This is a genomic window from Halorhabdus salina (assembly GCF_013839425.1).
Lineage (GTDB): Archaea > Halobacteriota > Halobacteria > Halobacteriales > Haloarculaceae > Halorhabdus > Halorhabdus salina.
The window spans coordinates 248,105-263,066 of sequence record NZ_JACDNP010000004.1 but is presented as its reverse complement, the minus strand read 5'-3'; the positions used below and the strand labels follow the sequence as shown (position 1 = coordinate 263,066).

18 protein-coding genes are annotated in these 14,962 nt (G+C 63.8%); 3 read left to right on the top strand and 15 right to left on the bottom strand.

Going from position 1 to position 14,962, the window contains the following annotated elements; translation table 11 throughout:
- Together HZR20_RS14345 and malQ are read right to left on the bottom strand one after the other, a co-directional pair.
- A partial coding sequence (locus tag HZR20_RS14345; protein WP_258560398.1) for an alpha-amylase family glycosyl hydrolase occupies positions 1 to 1,337 on the bottom strand: 1,337 nt, incomplete at its 3' end.
- Positions 1,338 to 1,509: 172 nt separating this feature from the next.
- Positions 1,510 to 3,078, bottom strand: a complete 1,569-nt coding sequence (gene malQ, locus HZR20_RS07715) for a 4-alpha-glucanotransferase (protein WP_181686068.1) — start codon at positions 3,076 to 3,078, stop codon at positions 1,510 to 1,512.
- A gap of 28 nt (positions 3,079 to 3,106) precedes the next feature.
- Here malQ and HZR20_RS07710 point away from each other — a divergent pair, with 28 nt between their 5' ends.
- Positions 3,107 to 3,328 carry a hypothetical protein gene (locus HZR20_RS07710; protein WP_181686003.1) on the top strand — a complete coding sequence of 74 codons (222 nt, stop codon included), beginning with the start codon at positions 3,107 to 3,109 and terminating at the stop codon, positions 3,326 to 3,328.
- Here HZR20_RS07710 and HZR20_RS07705 read toward each other — a convergent pair.
- The 4 genes from HZR20_RS07705 to HZR20_RS07690 form a co-directional block, all read right to left on the bottom strand.
- Positions 3,282 to 4,262 carry a 5,10-methylenetetrahydromethanopterin reductase gene (locus tag HZR20_RS07705; protein WP_181686002.1) on the bottom strand — a complete coding sequence of 327 codons (981 nt, stop codon included), beginning with the start codon at positions 4,260 to 4,262 and terminating at the stop codon, positions 3,282 to 3,284. The genes HZR20_RS07710 and HZR20_RS07705 overlap by 47 nt on opposite strands.
- Positions 4,263 to 4,314: 52 nt before the next feature.
- Positions 4,315 to 5,070 (bottom strand): coenzyme F420-0:L-glutamate ligase, encoded by a 756-nt coding sequence (locus tag HZR20_RS07700; protein WP_181686001.1) that lies wholly within the window; start codon positions 5,068 to 5,070, stop codon positions 4,315 to 4,317.
- Between the two features lie 86 nt (positions 5,071 to 5,156).
- Positions 5,157 to 5,342 (bottom strand): hypothetical protein, encoded by a 186-nt coding sequence (locus HZR20_RS07695; RefSeq protein ID WP_181686000.1) that lies wholly within the window; start codon positions 5,340 to 5,342, stop codon positions 5,157 to 5,159.
- Positions 5,343 to 5,375: 33 nt separating this feature from the next.
- The gene (locus HZR20_RS07690) at positions 5,376 to 5,870 is read right to left on the bottom strand and encodes a metallophosphoesterase family protein (protein ID WP_181685999.1); all 495 of its coding nucleotides are present in this window, start codon (positions 5,868 to 5,870) and stop codon (positions 5,376 to 5,378) included.
- A gap of 91 nt (positions 5,871 to 5,961) precedes the next feature.
- Here HZR20_RS07690 and HZR20_RS07685 point away from each other — a divergent pair, with 91 nt between their 5' ends.
- Positions 5,962 to 7,203: an NUDIX domain-containing protein gene (locus tag HZR20_RS07685; protein WP_181685998.1), complete on the top strand. Its 1,242-nt coding sequence runs from the start codon at positions 5,962 to 5,964 to the stop codon at positions 7,201 to 7,203.
- A gap of 146 nt (positions 7,204 to 7,349) precedes the next feature.
- Here HZR20_RS07685 and HZR20_RS07680 read toward each other — a convergent pair whose 3' ends face one another.
- The 9 genes from HZR20_RS07680 to HZR20_RS07640 form a co-directional block, all read right to left on the bottom strand.
- On the bottom strand, positions 7,350 to 7,697 hold the full coding sequence (locus HZR20_RS07680) for a rhodanese-like domain-containing protein (protein ID WP_181685997.1): 348 nt from the start codon (positions 7,695 to 7,697) through the stop codon (positions 7,350 to 7,352).
- Positions 7,698 to 7,770: 73 nt separating this feature from the next.
- Positions 7,771 to 8,307, bottom strand: coding sequence for an NUDIX hydrolase (locus HZR20_RS07675; RefSeq protein WP_181685996.1), 537 nt, complete (start codon positions 8,305 to 8,307; stop codon positions 7,771 to 7,773).
- The gene (locus HZR20_RS07670) at positions 8,300 to 8,713 is read right to left on the bottom strand and encodes a hypothetical protein (RefSeq protein WP_181685995.1); all 414 of its coding nucleotides are present in this window, start codon (positions 8,711 to 8,713) and stop codon (positions 8,300 to 8,302) included. The genes HZR20_RS07675 and HZR20_RS07670 overlap by 8 nt, the downstream gene beginning before the upstream one ends.
- Positions 8,714 to 9,172 (bottom strand): DUF5809 family protein, encoded by a 459-nt coding sequence (locus HZR20_RS07665; protein WP_181685994.1) that lies wholly within the window; start codon positions 9,170 to 9,172, stop codon positions 8,714 to 8,716.
- Between the two features lie 24 nt (positions 9,173 to 9,196).
- On the bottom strand, positions 9,197 to 9,679 hold the full coding sequence (locus HZR20_RS07660; RefSeq protein WP_181685993.1) for a DUF5810 domain-containing protein: 483 nt from the start codon (positions 9,677 to 9,679) through the stop codon (positions 9,197 to 9,199).
- Positions 9,680 to 9,748: 69 nt separating this feature from the next.
- Positions 9,749 to 10,237 carry a ribosomal protein S18-alanine N-acetyltransferase gene (rimI, locus tag HZR20_RS07655; RefSeq protein WP_181685992.1) on the bottom strand — a complete coding sequence of 163 codons (489 nt, stop codon included), beginning with the start codon at positions 10,235 to 10,237 and terminating at the stop codon, positions 9,749 to 9,751.
- Positions 10,238 to 10,461: 224 nt separating this feature from the next.
- Entirely contained in the window at positions 10,462 to 12,435 is a 1,974-nt protein-coding gene (locus HZR20_RS07650) for an aconitate hydratase (RefSeq protein WP_181685991.1), read from the bottom strand.
- Between the two features lie 122 nt (positions 12,436 to 12,557).
- Complete coding sequence (locus HZR20_RS07645; protein ID WP_181685990.1) at positions 12,558 to 12,962, bottom strand: sensor histidine kinase; 405 nt, start codon at positions 12,960 to 12,962, stop codon at positions 12,558 to 12,560.
- A gap of 1 nt (position 12,963) precedes the next feature.
- Complete coding sequence (locus HZR20_RS07640) at positions 12,964 to 14,274, bottom strand: histidine kinase N-terminal 7TM domain-containing protein (protein WP_181685989.1); 1,311 nt, start codon at positions 14,272 to 14,274, stop codon at positions 12,964 to 12,966.
- A gap of 90 nt (positions 14,275 to 14,364) precedes the next feature.
- Here HZR20_RS07640 and HZR20_RS07635 point away from each other — a divergent pair, with 90 nt between their 5' ends.
- Positions 14,365 to 14,853 carry a deoxyuridine 5'-triphosphate nucleotidohydrolase gene (locus tag HZR20_RS07635; RefSeq protein ID WP_258560385.1) on the top strand — a complete coding sequence of 163 codons (489 nt, stop codon included), beginning with the start codon at positions 14,365 to 14,367 and terminating at the stop codon, positions 14,851 to 14,853.
- The last annotated feature ends 109 nt before the right edge of the window (positions 14,854 to 14,962 follow it).

Below are 14,962 nucleotides of genomic sequence, written 5' to 3'. Positions count from 1 at the left end.
ACCCCCCACGCGATGTCACACCGGAATGCGTCGACAATATCAGACCAGAAGTCCACGACGGCGAGGATATGCTCTCGAAGTGCTAGATTGCCGAAGTTGAGGTTCGGGTGTAAGCGGACATCGAAGAAACTCGTCTGTGCGGGTGTGGCATCGTTGTCAGTCGAGCCTGCCTGCCGGTCGAACCAGTCGAAATACGGTGAATCGGTATCCCAGGACTGAACGTCGGGAAACGCGTACGGATCGTCGGGCTCCCCACCGAGGTCACCGATCGTGTCTTGCCAGGCCTCGTGGTCCCACCCAACGTGGTTGACGACGAGATCGAAACAAACTTTAATGTCGTGATTGTGACAACTCTCGACGAAGCGTTCGAAGTCTTCGATCGTTCCCAGATCCTCGGCGACGGTGAAGTAATCGCTGGCGTCGTAGCCGTGCGGGCCGCCCGGCGCGGTATCGACCGTGGCACTCCAAGCCGGCACGATCGGCGTCAGCCAGACAACGTCGACGCCAAGGTTGGCGAGATAATCGACGTTGTCGGCCATAAACTCGAAGTCTGTCTCGCCGTTCTGGCCGGCGAACGATCGGGTGAAAATCTCGTAAATCACGGCGTCGTCGAGCCACTCGGGAGCACGGTTCGGATAGGATACTGACGCGTCGTCCGGATCGAGAACGATCTCGTCGGTGGCACCGAGTGCGACCCCATCGAAGGGGGCAGCGAACAGTCGCGTCGGTGCCTCGAGCGCTTCGCGGGGAATCCGGGCGGTCGTCCCGTCGATGACGATATCCGACCGGTCGAGGGCCGCTGTGTCTTCGGGCAGAAACGACACGCGCAGATCGGATTCGGTGGCGAAGCTGTCGGGCGCGAGTTGCGGGTTCGATTCGACGACGAACGTCTCGGTCTCTTCGTCGTAGTGGCTATCGAGATCGATGCGTGGTGGGCCGCCCGTTTCCTCGCCCCAGGCATCGTCGTCGTCGAGATCGAATTGCTCGAAGCCGTCTTCGAGTCCTGGCCCGGGAAACACCTCGATCGTCAGCTCGTGGGTCCCGTCCGGGGCCGTCAGTTCCAGTATGTATGTCCCCGGCTCATCGGGCTGGAACTCGGCCGTGTTGTGCAGCCCCTCGTCGTACCGCACCGTGTCGCTATACGGATTAGGGGCGTACTCCAGGCCAGCCTTGCTTCCCGCGGGTTTCTCCCGAAGCTGCCAGGTAAACGCGCTGGCGTCGTAGGCGTCGGGGTCCCGATCAGGGTTGCCCGCAATCGTCGGTGCGAGGTTGTCTCTGTCGTAGCCGTGTCCCAAATCGACGAAGCCAGGATCGACGATGCGCTCTCCAAGTTGCATGAATCGGGGCGGTCCGGGGTGGTGCCCCCCGGTGTGTTCAGTATACACCATGAAATTTTTCATCAGCGGCGTTGTGCCAGCTACCCGGATACCCGATTTTTCGCCCTAAAAGTGTTGTGTCTCGGAACCGTTGCAGGCGTATCCATCGGTAGACTGCCTGACTAGCCTCAATTCAGGATCGATCGGTCTGCCGAGTCACAGCGGCGAGTCGCTCGGCGACATCGTCTGTAAGCTCCGTTGACAGGACTCGCCACTCCCAGTTGCCCTCGGCGGTGCCGGGGAGATTAAACCGGTGGGGAGATCCGAGTCCAAGCACGTCTTGACACTGTGCAAGCGTCAGGATGGCGTCGGACGCCCAGACTGTCTCGATGATGTCCCAGTACGGTTCGTCGCTGTCGTCGACGACATCGTCGAGGCACTCCCGTTGCTCGGCCGGCAGCGACGCGTACCAACCGGGCGTCGTGTCGGTGTCGTGGGTACTCGCATAGGCGACAGTGGTTTCGGTGTAATTGGCCGGGTGATGGTTCTGGCTGGGATCACACCAGTCAGCCATCGCGGCGACGCTCATGCCCGGGAAGTCGAAGGCGTCCCGGAGGGCACGCGTCTCCTCGGTGATGTGGCCCAGGTCTTCGACGATGATCGGCAACTCGCCGAGTTCCGTTTCGATGGTCCGGAAGAACGCCTCGCCGGGACCGGTTACCCACTCGCCATCGACGGCGGTGTCGTGGTCGGCGGGAACTTGGTAGAAACTCTCGAAGCCTTTGAAGTGGTCGATCCGGAAGACGTCGAACCGGTCGAGCAGCCCCTCAAATCGCTGGAGCCACCACTCGTACCCGTCCTCGGCGTGGGCCGTCCAGTCGTAGACCGGCATCCCCCAGAGTTGTCCTGTCTCGGAGAACTCGTCTGGTGGAACACCCGCGACGTAGGCGGGTTCGAGTGCCTCGTCCAGTTTGAACAGTTCGGGATTGGCCCACACGTCGGCGCTGTTGGTGCCGACGTAGATCGGCATGTCGCCGACCAGCGAGACGCCGTGATCGTCAGCATACGCCCGCAACGCCTGCCATTGGGTTTCGAAGACCCACTGGAGGAATTTTCGGAAGCGGATCTCTTCGGCGAGCTCTTCGCGGTACCGATCGAGGGCCGCGGGATCTCGGTGCTTGGCTTCGGTTGGCCAGTCGACCCACTCGCCATCGAAATGATCGTTCAACGCCCGAAAGAGCGCGTACTCGTCGAGCCAGTCGCCGGCTTCCGTACAATACGTCTCGAACTCGGTCTTCGCTGCCGGATCGGCACTCGCCTCGAACCCGGCGAAGGCATCGCCCAACGCCTCGCGTTTGAACTCGTAGACGCGGTCGTATTCGACCTCGCGCTCGTCGAACGCTGGTCGGTCGAGGTCGCCCAGCCAGCCACGATCGACGAACTCCTCGAGGTCGATGAACAGCGGATTCCCGGCCCGCGACGAATACGCGGAGTATGGTGAATTACCCACGTCGGGATCGGTCGGGCCGATCGGGCAGGTCTGCCAGAGTGACTGCCCGGCCGTGGCGATGAAATCGACGAACGTCTCGGCTGGCGTGCCGAGTGTCCCGATCCCGTCTGGCCCAGGAAGTGACGATACGTGTAGGAAAATCCCGCTTTGCTTTTCGAACGCCATGTTTCCGATCGCTTGACGGCACTCCCTTGAAAGCCTGTCGCGTTCGTGGCTGCTCACTCGTGGTGGATCGTGACCGTGGCCAAGCATCCAAGTATCCTGGCTGCGAAGCAGTCCCATGGTCTCGTTTCTCACAAAACTGGTGAACAGCCTTCTGGACGCCCCTGGCGAATTCGTCGACGTGGCGAGCCAGGGGCCGATCGCCGCACTGCTGGTTGCGATGGGGGCGGTGTTCGTCGGCGCAGCGGTCCTCGCTGGTGGGGTGCTCGGCCTTCGTGCCGTTGTGGACCTCCTTACGCCATTCCGGCCCGGTCGAGAGCATCGGCCGCGAGGTCGATAGCCCGCTGGACGTCCGGGCCGAGCGGCGACGCGACGACGACGCTGTCGACGTACTCACCGGCCGCGGCCAATCGCTCGGCGACAGTCTCGGGCGTTCCCGCGATGGTGAACGCGTCGATCATTGCCGGCGTGACAGCGTCGAAGGCTGCCTCAAAGTCCCCCTCTTGAATCGAGTCGCCGATCGCGTCCGCACGCTCGTGGTCGAGGTCGTGCCGATCCAGCACCGGCGGGGCCGCACTGCCGGCGATGAAGGCCACCGGTGGCCGAGCTGCCTCGCGGGCCGCCTCGCGGTCCTCGGCAACGCTGACGCTCGCGTAGGCGGCCACGTCAAGTTCACCGCGATCGTCGGGCCGTTCGGCCTGTCCCTCGGCGATCCGGTCGGCCGACCAGGAGAGATCCCGGGGATGAGCGGCGTTGACCAGCACGCCATCGGCGTGTTTCCCGCTCATGCGGAGCATGTGTGGCCCCTGGGCCCCGACGTAGACTGGAATCGAGCCCACGTCGTAGTTCAGGCTCGCGTCGCTGGCTTCGAACGTGCCGTCGTGATCGACGGTCTCGCCCGCCCAGAGTTGCTGGGCCACTTTGAACGTCTCCAGGACGCGTCGAAGGGGAGACTCGCGTTCGACGCCGAGGTTCGACAGCGTTGCAGCGTCACCGGCCCCGATCCCGAAGACGCCACGACCGTTGCTGACTTCCTGGAGGGTTGCCATCCGGGAGGCGAGTCTGACGGGATGGGTCTCGTAGGGGTTGACCACGCCCGGGCCCAAATCGATCCGGTCGGTCGCCGCTGCGATCGCTGACAGCGTCAGAAAGGGGTCGCGGTTGTTGTAGTGGTTGCTGGCGAAGACCGTGTCGAAGCCGGCTGATTCGGCACGCTCGGCCAGTCGCGTTACATCGTCGACGGGGTGTTCGGGGGTGAGTTCGATTGCTCGCATGCGTTGAAAGTTGGTAATCGCGTCGTCGTTGGTGCTATCGGCCTTCGATGCCTCAGTCGTTGCTGTACTCGTAGTCCGCCAGTGCCTGCCGGACGAGATCCGACTCGGGATCACGAAACAGGGCGTCGTGACCGTCGTGCTCGCCAAAGTCAAAGTCACGAACGACGGCCACGGGCCGCCCGCTGGACCCCTCGCCGGTGACCAGATTGGCTGTCGCGGCGAGTTCGTCGGCAACAGCTTCGACGGTCGCCGTCAGTTCCCGGCCGTCGCGGTCGTGTTCGCCCCGCCAGTCCCGACAGGCCGGCAAACCGCTCCACCCGAGAGCCACACCGCGTTGGCCTTGCCGGAACGGTCGCCCGGACGTGTCGGTGACGACCACCGGAACCCCAAGCGCGTCGTGTAGCCTGCGGGCGCTCTCTGTGGGATTTTCGGGCAACAGCAGCAGGTCGCTGTCGGGCACGTTCGAGCGATCGATACCGGCGTTGACCGTGATATGGCCGAACCGCGTTACGGCAAGGATAAACGGGGCGGCAAGCAGGATCTCCTGGCTCTCCTCGATGACGGCCTGGGCGAAGCGGGGGTCCTTGGATTCGTCGGCGATCTCGCCGATCCGCTCGGCGATCACTCGCGCTTGCTCGCCGGGTTCGAATGTCGCAAGATCGGCGCCCCGATCTTCGGCCTTGGAGACGATCGTACTGGCGACACAGAGGACGTCGCCGTCCTGCAGGTCGACGTTGGCCTCGATCAGGGCCGCCAGGTCCTCGCCCGGGCGGACCTCCGGCAGTCCATCGACCGCAAAGACCTCCATACGCTCTTCTGGGGGGTCCCGAATAAAAAGGACGCCGCTATGAGCAGGCGCTGCCGTCCGTGTCAAGTGTTCACGGGTCCTGTCACTCAGTTCTCGTCCGACCGCCGTTCGTGTTCCTCGGCCGCCTCGGAGAGTCGCCTGAGTCGTCGCTCGCCGGTGTACTGGCTGTTGTACGCCGGGTCGAGGCACGGGCCGCTCCCTCCCTCTATTCGCTTTTCGGGGTCTTCGACCGCCCACCACGACCGGAGCCCTTCGAGCAGTCTCGCGATCATATCCGATAGTTGTTGGCGAACGTACAAAATACTTCACTCGCGGTGGACTGTCACGTCCAGTTCCCCGTCGCTCGCTGTCGCGGTCAACATCGTCGCCTCCTCGGCGGGTGCCGCCCCGGTGACGCTACCGGGGTTGAGCAGGCGGACGCCCTCGACAATTTCGTCCAGCAGTTCGTGCGTATGACCGGCGACGCCCACTGTCGGCCCCTCGCCGGCGTGCTCGGCGACCGTTCCCGCGACGCGCTGTTCGTAATCACGGCGCGAGCCAGTCCCGTGCGTGACGACGAACTCGACGCCGCCAAGCGTCACGGTCTGTACGTCGGACAGACCCAGCGACCGCGGATCCATGTTTCCCGCGACAGCCGTCAATCGCGGGGCGACGGATCGAACGTCCGCCAGCGCTTTCGAGGAGTCGAAGTCGCCGGCGTGGATGACGTGATCGGCCGCTCTCATTCGATCGAGCGCCCATCCGGAAATTGTCCCCTCCCGCGATGGGACGTGGGAATCGCTGACGATAGCTATCTCCATGTATCGTCTACTCTGCGGGGCCGGCCCTTAATTTCGTGGCTACTGGATTTCCCGCGCCACCTTTGAGAGGGTGCCTCTCCTCACTCGTCGTATGGAGGAAACACACGTCGTCACCTGCTTCCTGCGTCAGGAGGGCGAGGTGTTGCTACTACGTCGCAGCGAGGCCGTCGACTCCTACCCCAGTCGGTGGGCGGCCGTCTCGGGCCACGCGGAGGGTGACCAGGACGCGGCCGCTCGCCGGGAAATCAGCGAAGAAACCGGCCTGGACCACGTCACGCTGATCCGCGAGGGAGCGCCCTTCGACGTCGTCGACGAGGACCGCGGCACGCGGTGGATCGTCCACCCATACTTCTTCGACAGCGACGACCGGACAGTCGAGCCGAACTGGGAGACCAGTGCCGTCGAGTGGGTCCACCCGACGGCGATCCGCCGCAGGGTGACTGTCCCCGACCTCTGGGCGTCCTATGATCGTGTCCGGCCGACCGTCGAAACCGTTCAGTCGGATCGCGACCACGGCTCGGCCTGGCTATCGATGCGCGCCCTCGAAGTACTTCGCGACGAGGCCGGATTGGGAGCGACACGATCGCAGGCGGGGGACTGGGAGCGACTGGCGGCGGTCGCCGAGGAACTTCGCGCAGCGCGCCCGTCGATGCCCGTCATCGAAAATCGCGTCAACCGAGTCATGGCGCAGGCAGACGAGTCGCCGGCGAGCGTCGAGATGACCGCCACGGAGGTACTGGAACGCGCGGCCGACGCGGACCACGAGGCGGCGCGGACCGCGGCCCAGCGCCTGCCCGATCGCGTTGCCACCGTGTCGCGGTCGGGGACGGTGCTTGACGCCTTCGACCACGCCGCTCCCGACGCCGTGTTGATCGCCGAGTCTCGACCCGGGGGAGAGGGCATCGACGTTGCGGAATCGCTGGCTGGGAAGGTTGACGTAACGCTCACTGTAGATGCCGGCCTGGCCTGGGCGATTCACGACTGGGACGCTGAGGCACTGCTCGTCGGCGTCGATGCGATCTACCCCGATGGGACGGTTCGGAACAAGGCGGGGACCCGGAGCGCAGCCCTCGCGGCTGCCCACGAAGGTATCGACGTTCTCGTCGTCGCGGCCACAGACAAGGTCGATCCCGAACCGGCCGACGATACCGAACGTGCCGATCCGGAACCGATCTACGACGGTCCTGCGGACGTGTCCGTTTTCGCACCGATCTTCGACGAAACACCGCCCGATCTGGTGGACGGGGTCTGCACGGAGCGGGGGGTGCTGACAGTCCACGACATCGAGGACGTCGCCGCGAAGCATCGGGCCAACGCAGACTGGGCCGACTGACAGACCGTGGCCCGTCCCGAGGTGAGCAACTTAACTGCCTGCCAGTCCAATGTCCGGTGGTGGCGATGACGAGCAGTTACCCCCACTGAGCCCCTTCTGATGATAGCCTTTCCCGAGCCACCGTCTTCGTCCCCGACAGCGACTGCTCAGTTCGCGTCGGACCGTCGCGGGGTGTCCTCGCTGCCTGTTTCGAGGTCGCCGTCCCACCCTTCCAGCCCACATGCGAGACTCTCGACCGGTCCCGAACACCCCTCGTAAGCGGCGATCAGTCGAGCGGCCCGGACGCTGGCCTGGCCGTGTGGACAGACGGTGACGACCCGGTCAGAACCGTCAAGACGCTCAATTTCCTCGGGTAGCCGCGAGATCGGCAGGTTCTCGCTTTCGGGGATGTGGCCACGGTCGAAGGCCGCCGGTGGCCTGATATCGACGATCCGCAGGTCAGTGTCGTCCTCGCGCAGTTCCCGCAGTTCTGCAGCTGAGAGTTCCCCGTCCATACGCTATTTGCGTGCCGTCGGCGGGAAAACCGCAGCGATCGTCGCCAGATATTCCGCTACCTCCGATGGCCGCTCAGAGCAATCCGTCTTCCTGGGCCAACAGGAGCGCCTCGATCGTCGCGTCGTTTGCAGGCTCGGCGCGGGCACGATCCAGCGCGTCTTCAAGGGGGACGGTGACGACCTCGAGAAACTCGTTGTCATCGAGGTTCGTGTCGACGGGTTCGAGCCCCTCGGCGAAGACGATCCCGCGTTCGTGGCGCATCGCACCCGTCGCCACCCAGAAGTCCTCGATGAGCGCAATACCAGCCGGATCGAAGCCGGTCTCCTCCCGGAGTTCACGCGCGCCGGCCTCGGTGTAGGACTCGCCGTCCTCGACGATCCCGGCCGGCAGTTCGAGACAGTGCTTGCGGATCGTCGGCCGGTACTGTTCGACCATCACGATGTCGTCGCCGACCACCGGGAGGACGACCACGGCGGGTGGCAGTTCAGCCCAGTAGTAGCGCTTCGTACTGCCGTCGGGCTGTTCGACCAGGTCGTAGCCGGCGGTGAACCAGCCGGTCTCGTATTCGGCGACCGATTCGAGAACCGGCCAGTCGTGATCCTCACTCATTGGTCGTCCCTCCTGGGTCCTGTGTGATCGTGAGTCTGTAGTAGCGATCGCCGTCGCGGACGTAGACGCCGTCGCCGTCGTTGGCGTCGGGATTGCGTTGCCGGAGGGCGTCGATCTCGTCGAACGGTGAGTGAGTGAAGGCCTCCTTGAACCCGACGTACCCCTTCCAGTAGCGCTCCGAGCGGCCTGGTTCGTCGTCGCTCGCGGCCGACAGCGCCGTGCTCATGTACGGATACCGGCGCTCGTCGAGGGCGGTCGCGTTAACGGCTGAGTGCTGCTCGACCGGCGTCGCCGTCACGTAGTACGGATCGCCGCTCTTGATAAGACTCGGCAATGCCCCCAGCGCCAGCAGGAAGACGACGATACCGAGGATCACGAGCGCGGCGATGCGTGTCCGTCGGCGCATCTATCGGTCCTCCGGTCGACCGTCGCTGTCTGCTTCGGCTGATTCGATCAGAATATCACGGTACACCCGGCCAAAGGCCTGCCTGCGGAGAGTTCCGACGGCTGCCTCGCGGGCATCCTGGAACGTCGTCGCCACGATCCGGTCGGCAAACGGCGGGGCGTGCCAGGCGACCCGATCGACGTTGTCGCTGCCTGTCCGGACGACTTCGGCGTCCCGCTTTGCACACCAGTCCTCGAATTCATCGTGCGAACCGACCTGTACCGTGAGCATGGAGGCGAACAGTGCATCCTGCGCCGTCTCGACGACGGGCTCGGTCACGCGCCGGTCGAATTCATCGCCGTCGAGGCCCATCGCTCTGGCAACCTCCCGGACGACACCGTCCGCGACCGGGTGGAGTTCAGCGTACCGTCGGCGAGCAGCGTCCCGAGTGTCCGGCGTAAACAGCCCTTCGGTATTCATGGGCGTCGTTTCGGGTGGCGGCCACTATTCGGTTTCGCCCGTCTCGTCTCCGCCAGAATCGTCCGATCGTTCCGTGGCGGCTCGTTCGCGGCGCTTTCGCGTCATCTCGTAGGCTTCGTTGAGTGCCGCCTGGGCGTCCGCGTCGAGTGGCGGGTTCGCGTCTGCCGTCACGGCGTCACCGAACTCCTCGAACGCGACGCCGGGGTCGTGCTCGCCGGCCTCAGCGTCTGTCTCGCCGTGGGGCCCCCCAGCCTGCTCGCCGGCCGCGTCACCCGGCTCGTGAGCATGGTCGTGCTGGTCGGCGTCCTGGGCGAGTGCAGTCTCTTCGGCATACTCGACGACTCGTTCGGCCAGGCTCGCGTCGTCCTCTTCTTCCCAGCCCGGCGCGTGTTCCTCAAGCCAGGACTCGTGGTCGTCGTCGCCCAGCAGTGCTGTAACCGCCAGGTGGTCGGCCAGATGTTTGGCGTCGGCCTGCGGGGACGTACAGACCGGACACGCATATCCCATGGTCCGATGGAGACGGCCCCCACAGAAAGACTTCTCGACTGTGCGGGACCGGTGGCCGGCCCGGGCTGCCTACCCCCAGGTTTGCAACATAACGAGGGCGTCATCGCCGTTGTCGTAATATCGCGGGATCGTCCGCCGATGGACGAACCCGGCACGCTGGTAGAGACGCTTTGCCGGGTCGTTATTCTCTCGAACTTCGAGTTTGATCGACCCGACGCCGGTCGAGCGCAACGTACAGACGGCCCGTTCGAGGAGCTGTCGACCGATGCCTGCCCGACGCCGATCCGGATGGACGGCCAGATCCTTGACGTGTCCGAGTGGTGTTCCGTGGTTCGGGACGGTATCGGCGACGATATACCCGATGACGGCACAGTCTGTCCCGCTATCGCGATCCACGGCGACGAGAAACGACGGCGCGTCCAGAAACTGTTCGAAGGCACCGACCGACCACGGCTGCGGGAACGATCGCCGCTCGATGTCGACGACAGCCAGCAGATCCGATCGTCTGGCTGACCGGATGAACGGCACTGTCGCCGTTTCGGGGGCGATCGTTGTCACACATCCGGGTAGGACGCCAATCGGCAAAGGGTTATCGCCCCTGGCGTTTTCGGAGCTCGATCATGGCCAGAAGATTCTTAGTCACGTCCTCCAAATCGACAAACTGCACCCGTTAGGGTGCCACCCCAACCCCCATTCCCCCACTTTGTCTTTTACCGGTCTATCGGTGTGACTGACCAGTCACTGTGACAGCCAGCAATACCGAAAATGACCCGAGACGCCGATCAGTCGTCAGCGGGCGTTCCGGAGCCGCTCTGGTCGTACTGCATTTTCGTGTGCGGGAGTTTCCCGCCGTCGGCGAGAATCTCACGCTCGCGCTCGGAGGCGTCTAGGTAGCCGGTCGCCTCCCACTCGTCGTTGACACGGATCGTGAACTCCTCGGCGCCCGAGCGGACGGCACCGGCGACGTCGTCGACGATCTCGATGTCGTCGCCTTCGTCGATCTTCTCGTAGGTCTCCTCGTCGATCTCTAGGGGCAGGAGGCCGAAGTTGAACAGGTTCGCCTTGTGGATGCGGGCGAAGCTCTGGGCGAGGACGCCCTCGACACCCAGGTACATCGGGCAGAGGGCTGCATGCTCACGCGAGGAGCCCTGGCCGTAGTTCTCGCCGGCCACGAGGAACCCGCCGTCGGCATCCAGCGCGCGATCGGCGAAGTCCTCGTCGACCCGCGAGAGGGTAAACTCCGAGAGCTTGGGGACATTGGACCGATACATCAGGATGTCCTGGGTCGCGGGGATGATGTGGTCGGTCGTGATGTCGTCGCCCATCTTCAGCAGCGAGGGGCCCTCCAGGTGGGCGTCCAGGGGATCCTTCAGGGGCACATCAGCGATGTTCGGCCCCTTGATGAGGTCGTCGTCGACGGCGTTTTCGGGCTCGATAATGTCCGTGTCGGCACCGTAGTACTCATCGGGCAGTTCTATCCCTGGCGCTTCCAGGTCGCCCAACTCCTCGGCCAGGTCGCGTGGATCGACGATCTCGCCGGCGATGGCCGCGGCCGTCGCGACCTCCGGGGAGACCAGATAGACGTTGTCGTCTTCCAGGCCGGAGCGCCCCTCGAAGTTGCGGTTGAACGTCCGCAGCGAGACCGAATCGCTTGCGGGCACGTGTCCGATGCCGATACAGGCCCCACAGGTTGCCTCCGAGAAGTTGACGCCGGCGGCCATCATCTCTGAGGCCCAGCCCTCGCGGGCGAGCATTTCGGAGGCCTGCTTCGAGCCGGGTGCGACGATCATCTCCGTCTTCGGGTCGATCTCGCGGCCTTCGAGCATCTTCGCCGACGGGAGGATGTCCTCGTAGGCGCCGTTCGTACAGGAGCCGACGATGACCTGCTCGACGTCCGTCCCCTCGACCTCACGGACGGGGACGACGTTGTCGGGCATCGACGGCGTCGCGATCAGCGGTTCGAGCTCCGAGAGGTCGACGACGATCTCGTCTGCATACTCGGCGTCCTCGTCGGGACCGATCTCGACGTATGCGTCCTCGCGGTCGAGCCGGGAGAGGAAGTCTTTGGTCTCCTCGTCGGTCGGGAAGATCGAGGTCGTCGCGCCCAGTTCCGTCCCCATGTTGGTGATGGTCGTCCGCTCGGGCACGGTCAACGTCTCGACGCCAGGGCCGGTGAACTCCAGGACCTTCCCCACGCCGCCCTTCACGGAGAGTCGCCGAAGGAGTTCGAGGATGACGTCTTTGGCGGTCGCCCATTCGGGGAGTTCGCCTTCCAGTCGGACGCTGACGATCTCTGGCATCTCGATGTAATAGGCACCGCCACCCATCGCCACCGCCAGATCGAGGCCGCCCGCACCGATCGCCAACTCGCCGAGCCCCCCAGGCGTCGGCGTGTGGCTGTCCGAGCCGAGCATCGTCTTGCCCGGTGCGGCGAAATGCTCTTTGTGTACCTGGTGGCAGATCCCGTTGCCCGGCCGCGAGAAGTACGCGCCGAATTTCCCCGCAGCCGATCGCAGGAATCGGTGGTCGTCGGTGTTTTTGAAGTCGAACTGATAGGTCTGGTGATCACAGTACTGCGCGGCCAGTTCCGTCTGTACCTCTTCGAGTTCGAGGGCCTCGAACTGCAACCAGACGAGCGTCCCCGTCGTGTCCTGCGTGAGTGCCTGATCGATCTCGATCCCGATCTCCTCGCCGGGGACCAGTTCCCCTTCGACGAGGTGATCGTCGAGGATTTTTTCCGTGAGTGTTTGTCCCATATCATCCGAAAAAAGACCGCGCATGGACATAAATCCCTGGTGTTGGCGCGAATGCTGCGGATTTGCCCTCGGGCGGTTTTGCCGGTTTCTGGTGATCGACCGTGTCGATTCGCCTGCCCCCGTTACTGATCCGGAACGACCAGCCGGACCGTCGTTCCGTTTTCGATGTCGAATTCGAGGTCGGCGTCGAGCCACGACGCGCCCCACGTGATGAGCCAAAGTCCGAGGCCGGTTCCGTGATCGGTTGCGGTTTCCGTCCCGCGTTCCAGCACTGCCAGCTCCGGGTCGGGGATGCCGGGGCCGTCGTCGATCACTTCGAAACGGACCCCTGAAGCGACGGCTTCGGCCCGGACCTGGACCGACGCCTGGCCTGCGTCTTCGGGACAGCCGTGGACGATCGCGTTGTCGAGCGCGTTCTTGAGGACGATCGACAGTAATTCCCGATCAGTTCGAAGCGTCAGTGACGGGTCGACGTTCACCGTCACCGGGATAGAGGGGGCGCTCGCCCGCGTTTCGTCGACGATCACGTCAAGCAGCGAGGAGACGTCGATCTCGCTCGGGGGTCGAGGTTTCCCGTCCCAACCGGTTCTCGATAGTCCGGGCTTTCTCGGCCATGTTGAGGAGCCCCTCGGCCGTCTCGACGATCGTCTCGGCGAGCGGATCGTCGTATCGATCGGCCAGTTCCCGTCCCCGCGAGGCGACCACCATCGTGTCGTTGCGAAGGTTGTGTCTAAGGACTCGGTTGAGGACTTCCAGTTGCTGGCGTTGCTCGTACCGTTCGGTCACCTCCCGGACAACGAGGGCGTCCCCGATCGCTCTTCCCCACATATCAGTGATCTCGGACACGGAAACCTCGTACTGGTGATTGTCGTCAGCGAACTCGAACGGCCGGTCGCTGTGGCGAGCTTCGGCCAGTCGGGAGTCCAGCTCCGCGATATCCCGACCGAACGCCTCGGCTTTCTCCCACCCGAAACGGTCGCAAGCACTTCGATTACACCCGAGGACGTCGCCGTGCTGATCGACGATCACGATACTCTCAGAGAGCCCATCGAAGGTCGTCTCCGCGCCGATCCGCCACGTGCCGGGCGAGAGATCGAACAGTCGGTGATGGAACAGTCCGTATCCGTACGCGAGCCCCATGAGGCCGAAACCGATCGGCGTCAACGGGAGGTGCTGTTCGTCGATGATGCCGACCGGTTCGAGCATCGCCATCACGAACGGTGGCAACGATCCGACGAGCAACCACAGTGCCTGCCCGGAAAACAGTGTCTTGTGCGTGAACACCGTCCAACTGATCAATCCCAGGCCGACGACAATCACGACGAAGACGTACAGTAACATGACGTACGCGAGCGGCCCAGGCCGTGTATTGAGGATACTGATACCCTCTGCAGTGATGACCTCGGTGATGTCGGCAAAATAGAGATCGGTCACCGGTGCAGCGGCCATCGCCACGATCGCAGCGGCCGGCAGCGCGAACAGAACGCCGAGGCGCTTCCACGTAATCAGTCGCTCGAACCCGATGTAGGACACGACGAAGAGCAACCACGTGACGGGCGTCGTGAGACTACACCCGATTAGGATAATCTCCGTGATCAGGAGGGTCGTGAGCTCGTCCGAGAACACGACCACCAGCGTCCCCGCCGTCCAGACTGTCGACAACACCATCGTCGCCGTGAACCAGTTACTTCCGGGGGCAGAGCGAAATCGGTGGCCGATCGCAGCGAGAATAGCTGTTAGGACGCCTGTGACGAAGAGAACCAACGGATAGAACGTCATCCATGTCTCTCCCTGGCCGATGGATGAGGCGAGGGCGACCGGCTGTAGAGCTGCTTCCACGTTCCATGTTACCGAACCAGACGTAAAATATTCTGTGATGGTTTTCTTCAACTCTGGGGCGGATCACCCGGGCCGCCGGAAGGCTCTTGCTTGTACCCCGAGACAGCCAAGTCAATGTTCAAGAGTGGTCGCTTCGTCGCTGCACAGCTCGATGACCTCCGGGACGACCAGGTGCAACCGAACGGCGTCGATCTGACCGTCGATGCGGTGTTCGAACAGGTCTCGCCGGGACGGATCGGCCGGGACGGCAAGGAGATTGGCGACCGCGATCCAGTCGAGACCAATGGCGACTACTTCCGACTCGCTCCTGGGGGGTACGTCGTCCGATACGCCGAAACGGTCCGGATCCCTGACGGTCATGTCGGGTTCCTGTTGCCCCGGTCGTCGTTACTGCGTAACTCCTGCATGCTCGACACCGCGGTCTGGGACGCTGGCTACGAAGGGCGTGGCGAGGGACTTCTCGAAGTATACCACGAGATCGAACTCGAAGTCGGTGCCCGAATCGCCCAACTCGTGTTCGCTGGGGCTGCCCACCAGGATACCTACGACGGGGACTACCAAGGAGAAAATCTGTCCTGACGTCCCATTCCGTGCGCAACTCGTTCGTTCGATCCCAACCACTTATATACTGCATGAATATACAGGTGCTATTATTATTCTGCGTGGGTAAGATGTTCGACCACGGTGT

Coding starts and splice junctions, on each gene's coding strand:
- malQ (WP_181686068.1), bottom strand. CDS start 3,078: ATGCTTGGCCACGGTCACGATCCACCACGAGTGAGCAGCCACGAACGC.
- HZR20_RS07710 (WP_181686003.1), top strand. CDS start 3,107: ATGGTCTCGTTTCTCACAAAACTGGTGAACAGCCTTCTGGACGCCCCT.
- HZR20_RS07705 (WP_181686002.1), bottom strand. CDS start 4,262: ATGCGAGCAATCGAACTCACCCCCGAACACCCCGTCGACGATGTAACG.
- HZR20_RS07700 (WP_181686001.1), bottom strand. CDS start 5,070: ATGGAGGTCTTTGCGGTCGATGGACTGCCGGAGGTCCGCCCGGGCGAG.
- HZR20_RS07695 (WP_181686000.1), bottom strand. CDS start 5,342: ATGATCGCGAGACTGCTCGAAGGGCTCCGGTCGTGGTGGGCGGTCGAA.
- HZR20_RS07690 (WP_181685999.1), bottom strand. CDS start 5,870: ATGGAGATAGCTATCGTCAGCGATTCCCACGTCCCATCGCGGGAGGGG.
- HZR20_RS07685 (WP_181685998.1), top strand. CDS start 5,962: ATGGAGGAAACACACGTCGTCACCTGCTTCCTGCGTCAGGAGGGCGAG.
- HZR20_RS07680 (WP_181685997.1), bottom strand. CDS start 7,697: ATGGACGGGGAACTCTCAGCTGCAGAACTGCGGGAACTGCGCGAGGAC.
- HZR20_RS07675 (WP_181685996.1), bottom strand. CDS start 8,307: ATGAGTGAGGATCACGACTGGCCGGTTCTCGAATCGGTCGCCGAATAC.
- HZR20_RS07670 (WP_181685995.1), bottom strand. CDS start 8,713: ATGCGCCGACGGACACGCATCGCCGCGCTCGTGATCCTCGGTATCGTC.
- HZR20_RS07665 (WP_181685994.1), bottom strand. CDS start 9,172: ATGAATACCGAAGGGCTGTTTACGCCGGACACTCGGGACGCTGCTCGC.
- HZR20_RS07660 (WP_181685993.1), bottom strand. CDS start 9,679: ATGGGATATGCGTGTCCGGTCTGTACGTCCCCGCAGGCCGACGCCAAA.
- HZR20_RS07650 (WP_181685991.1), bottom strand. CDS start 12,435: ATGGGACAAACACTCACGGAAAAAATCCTCGACGATCACCTCGTCGAA.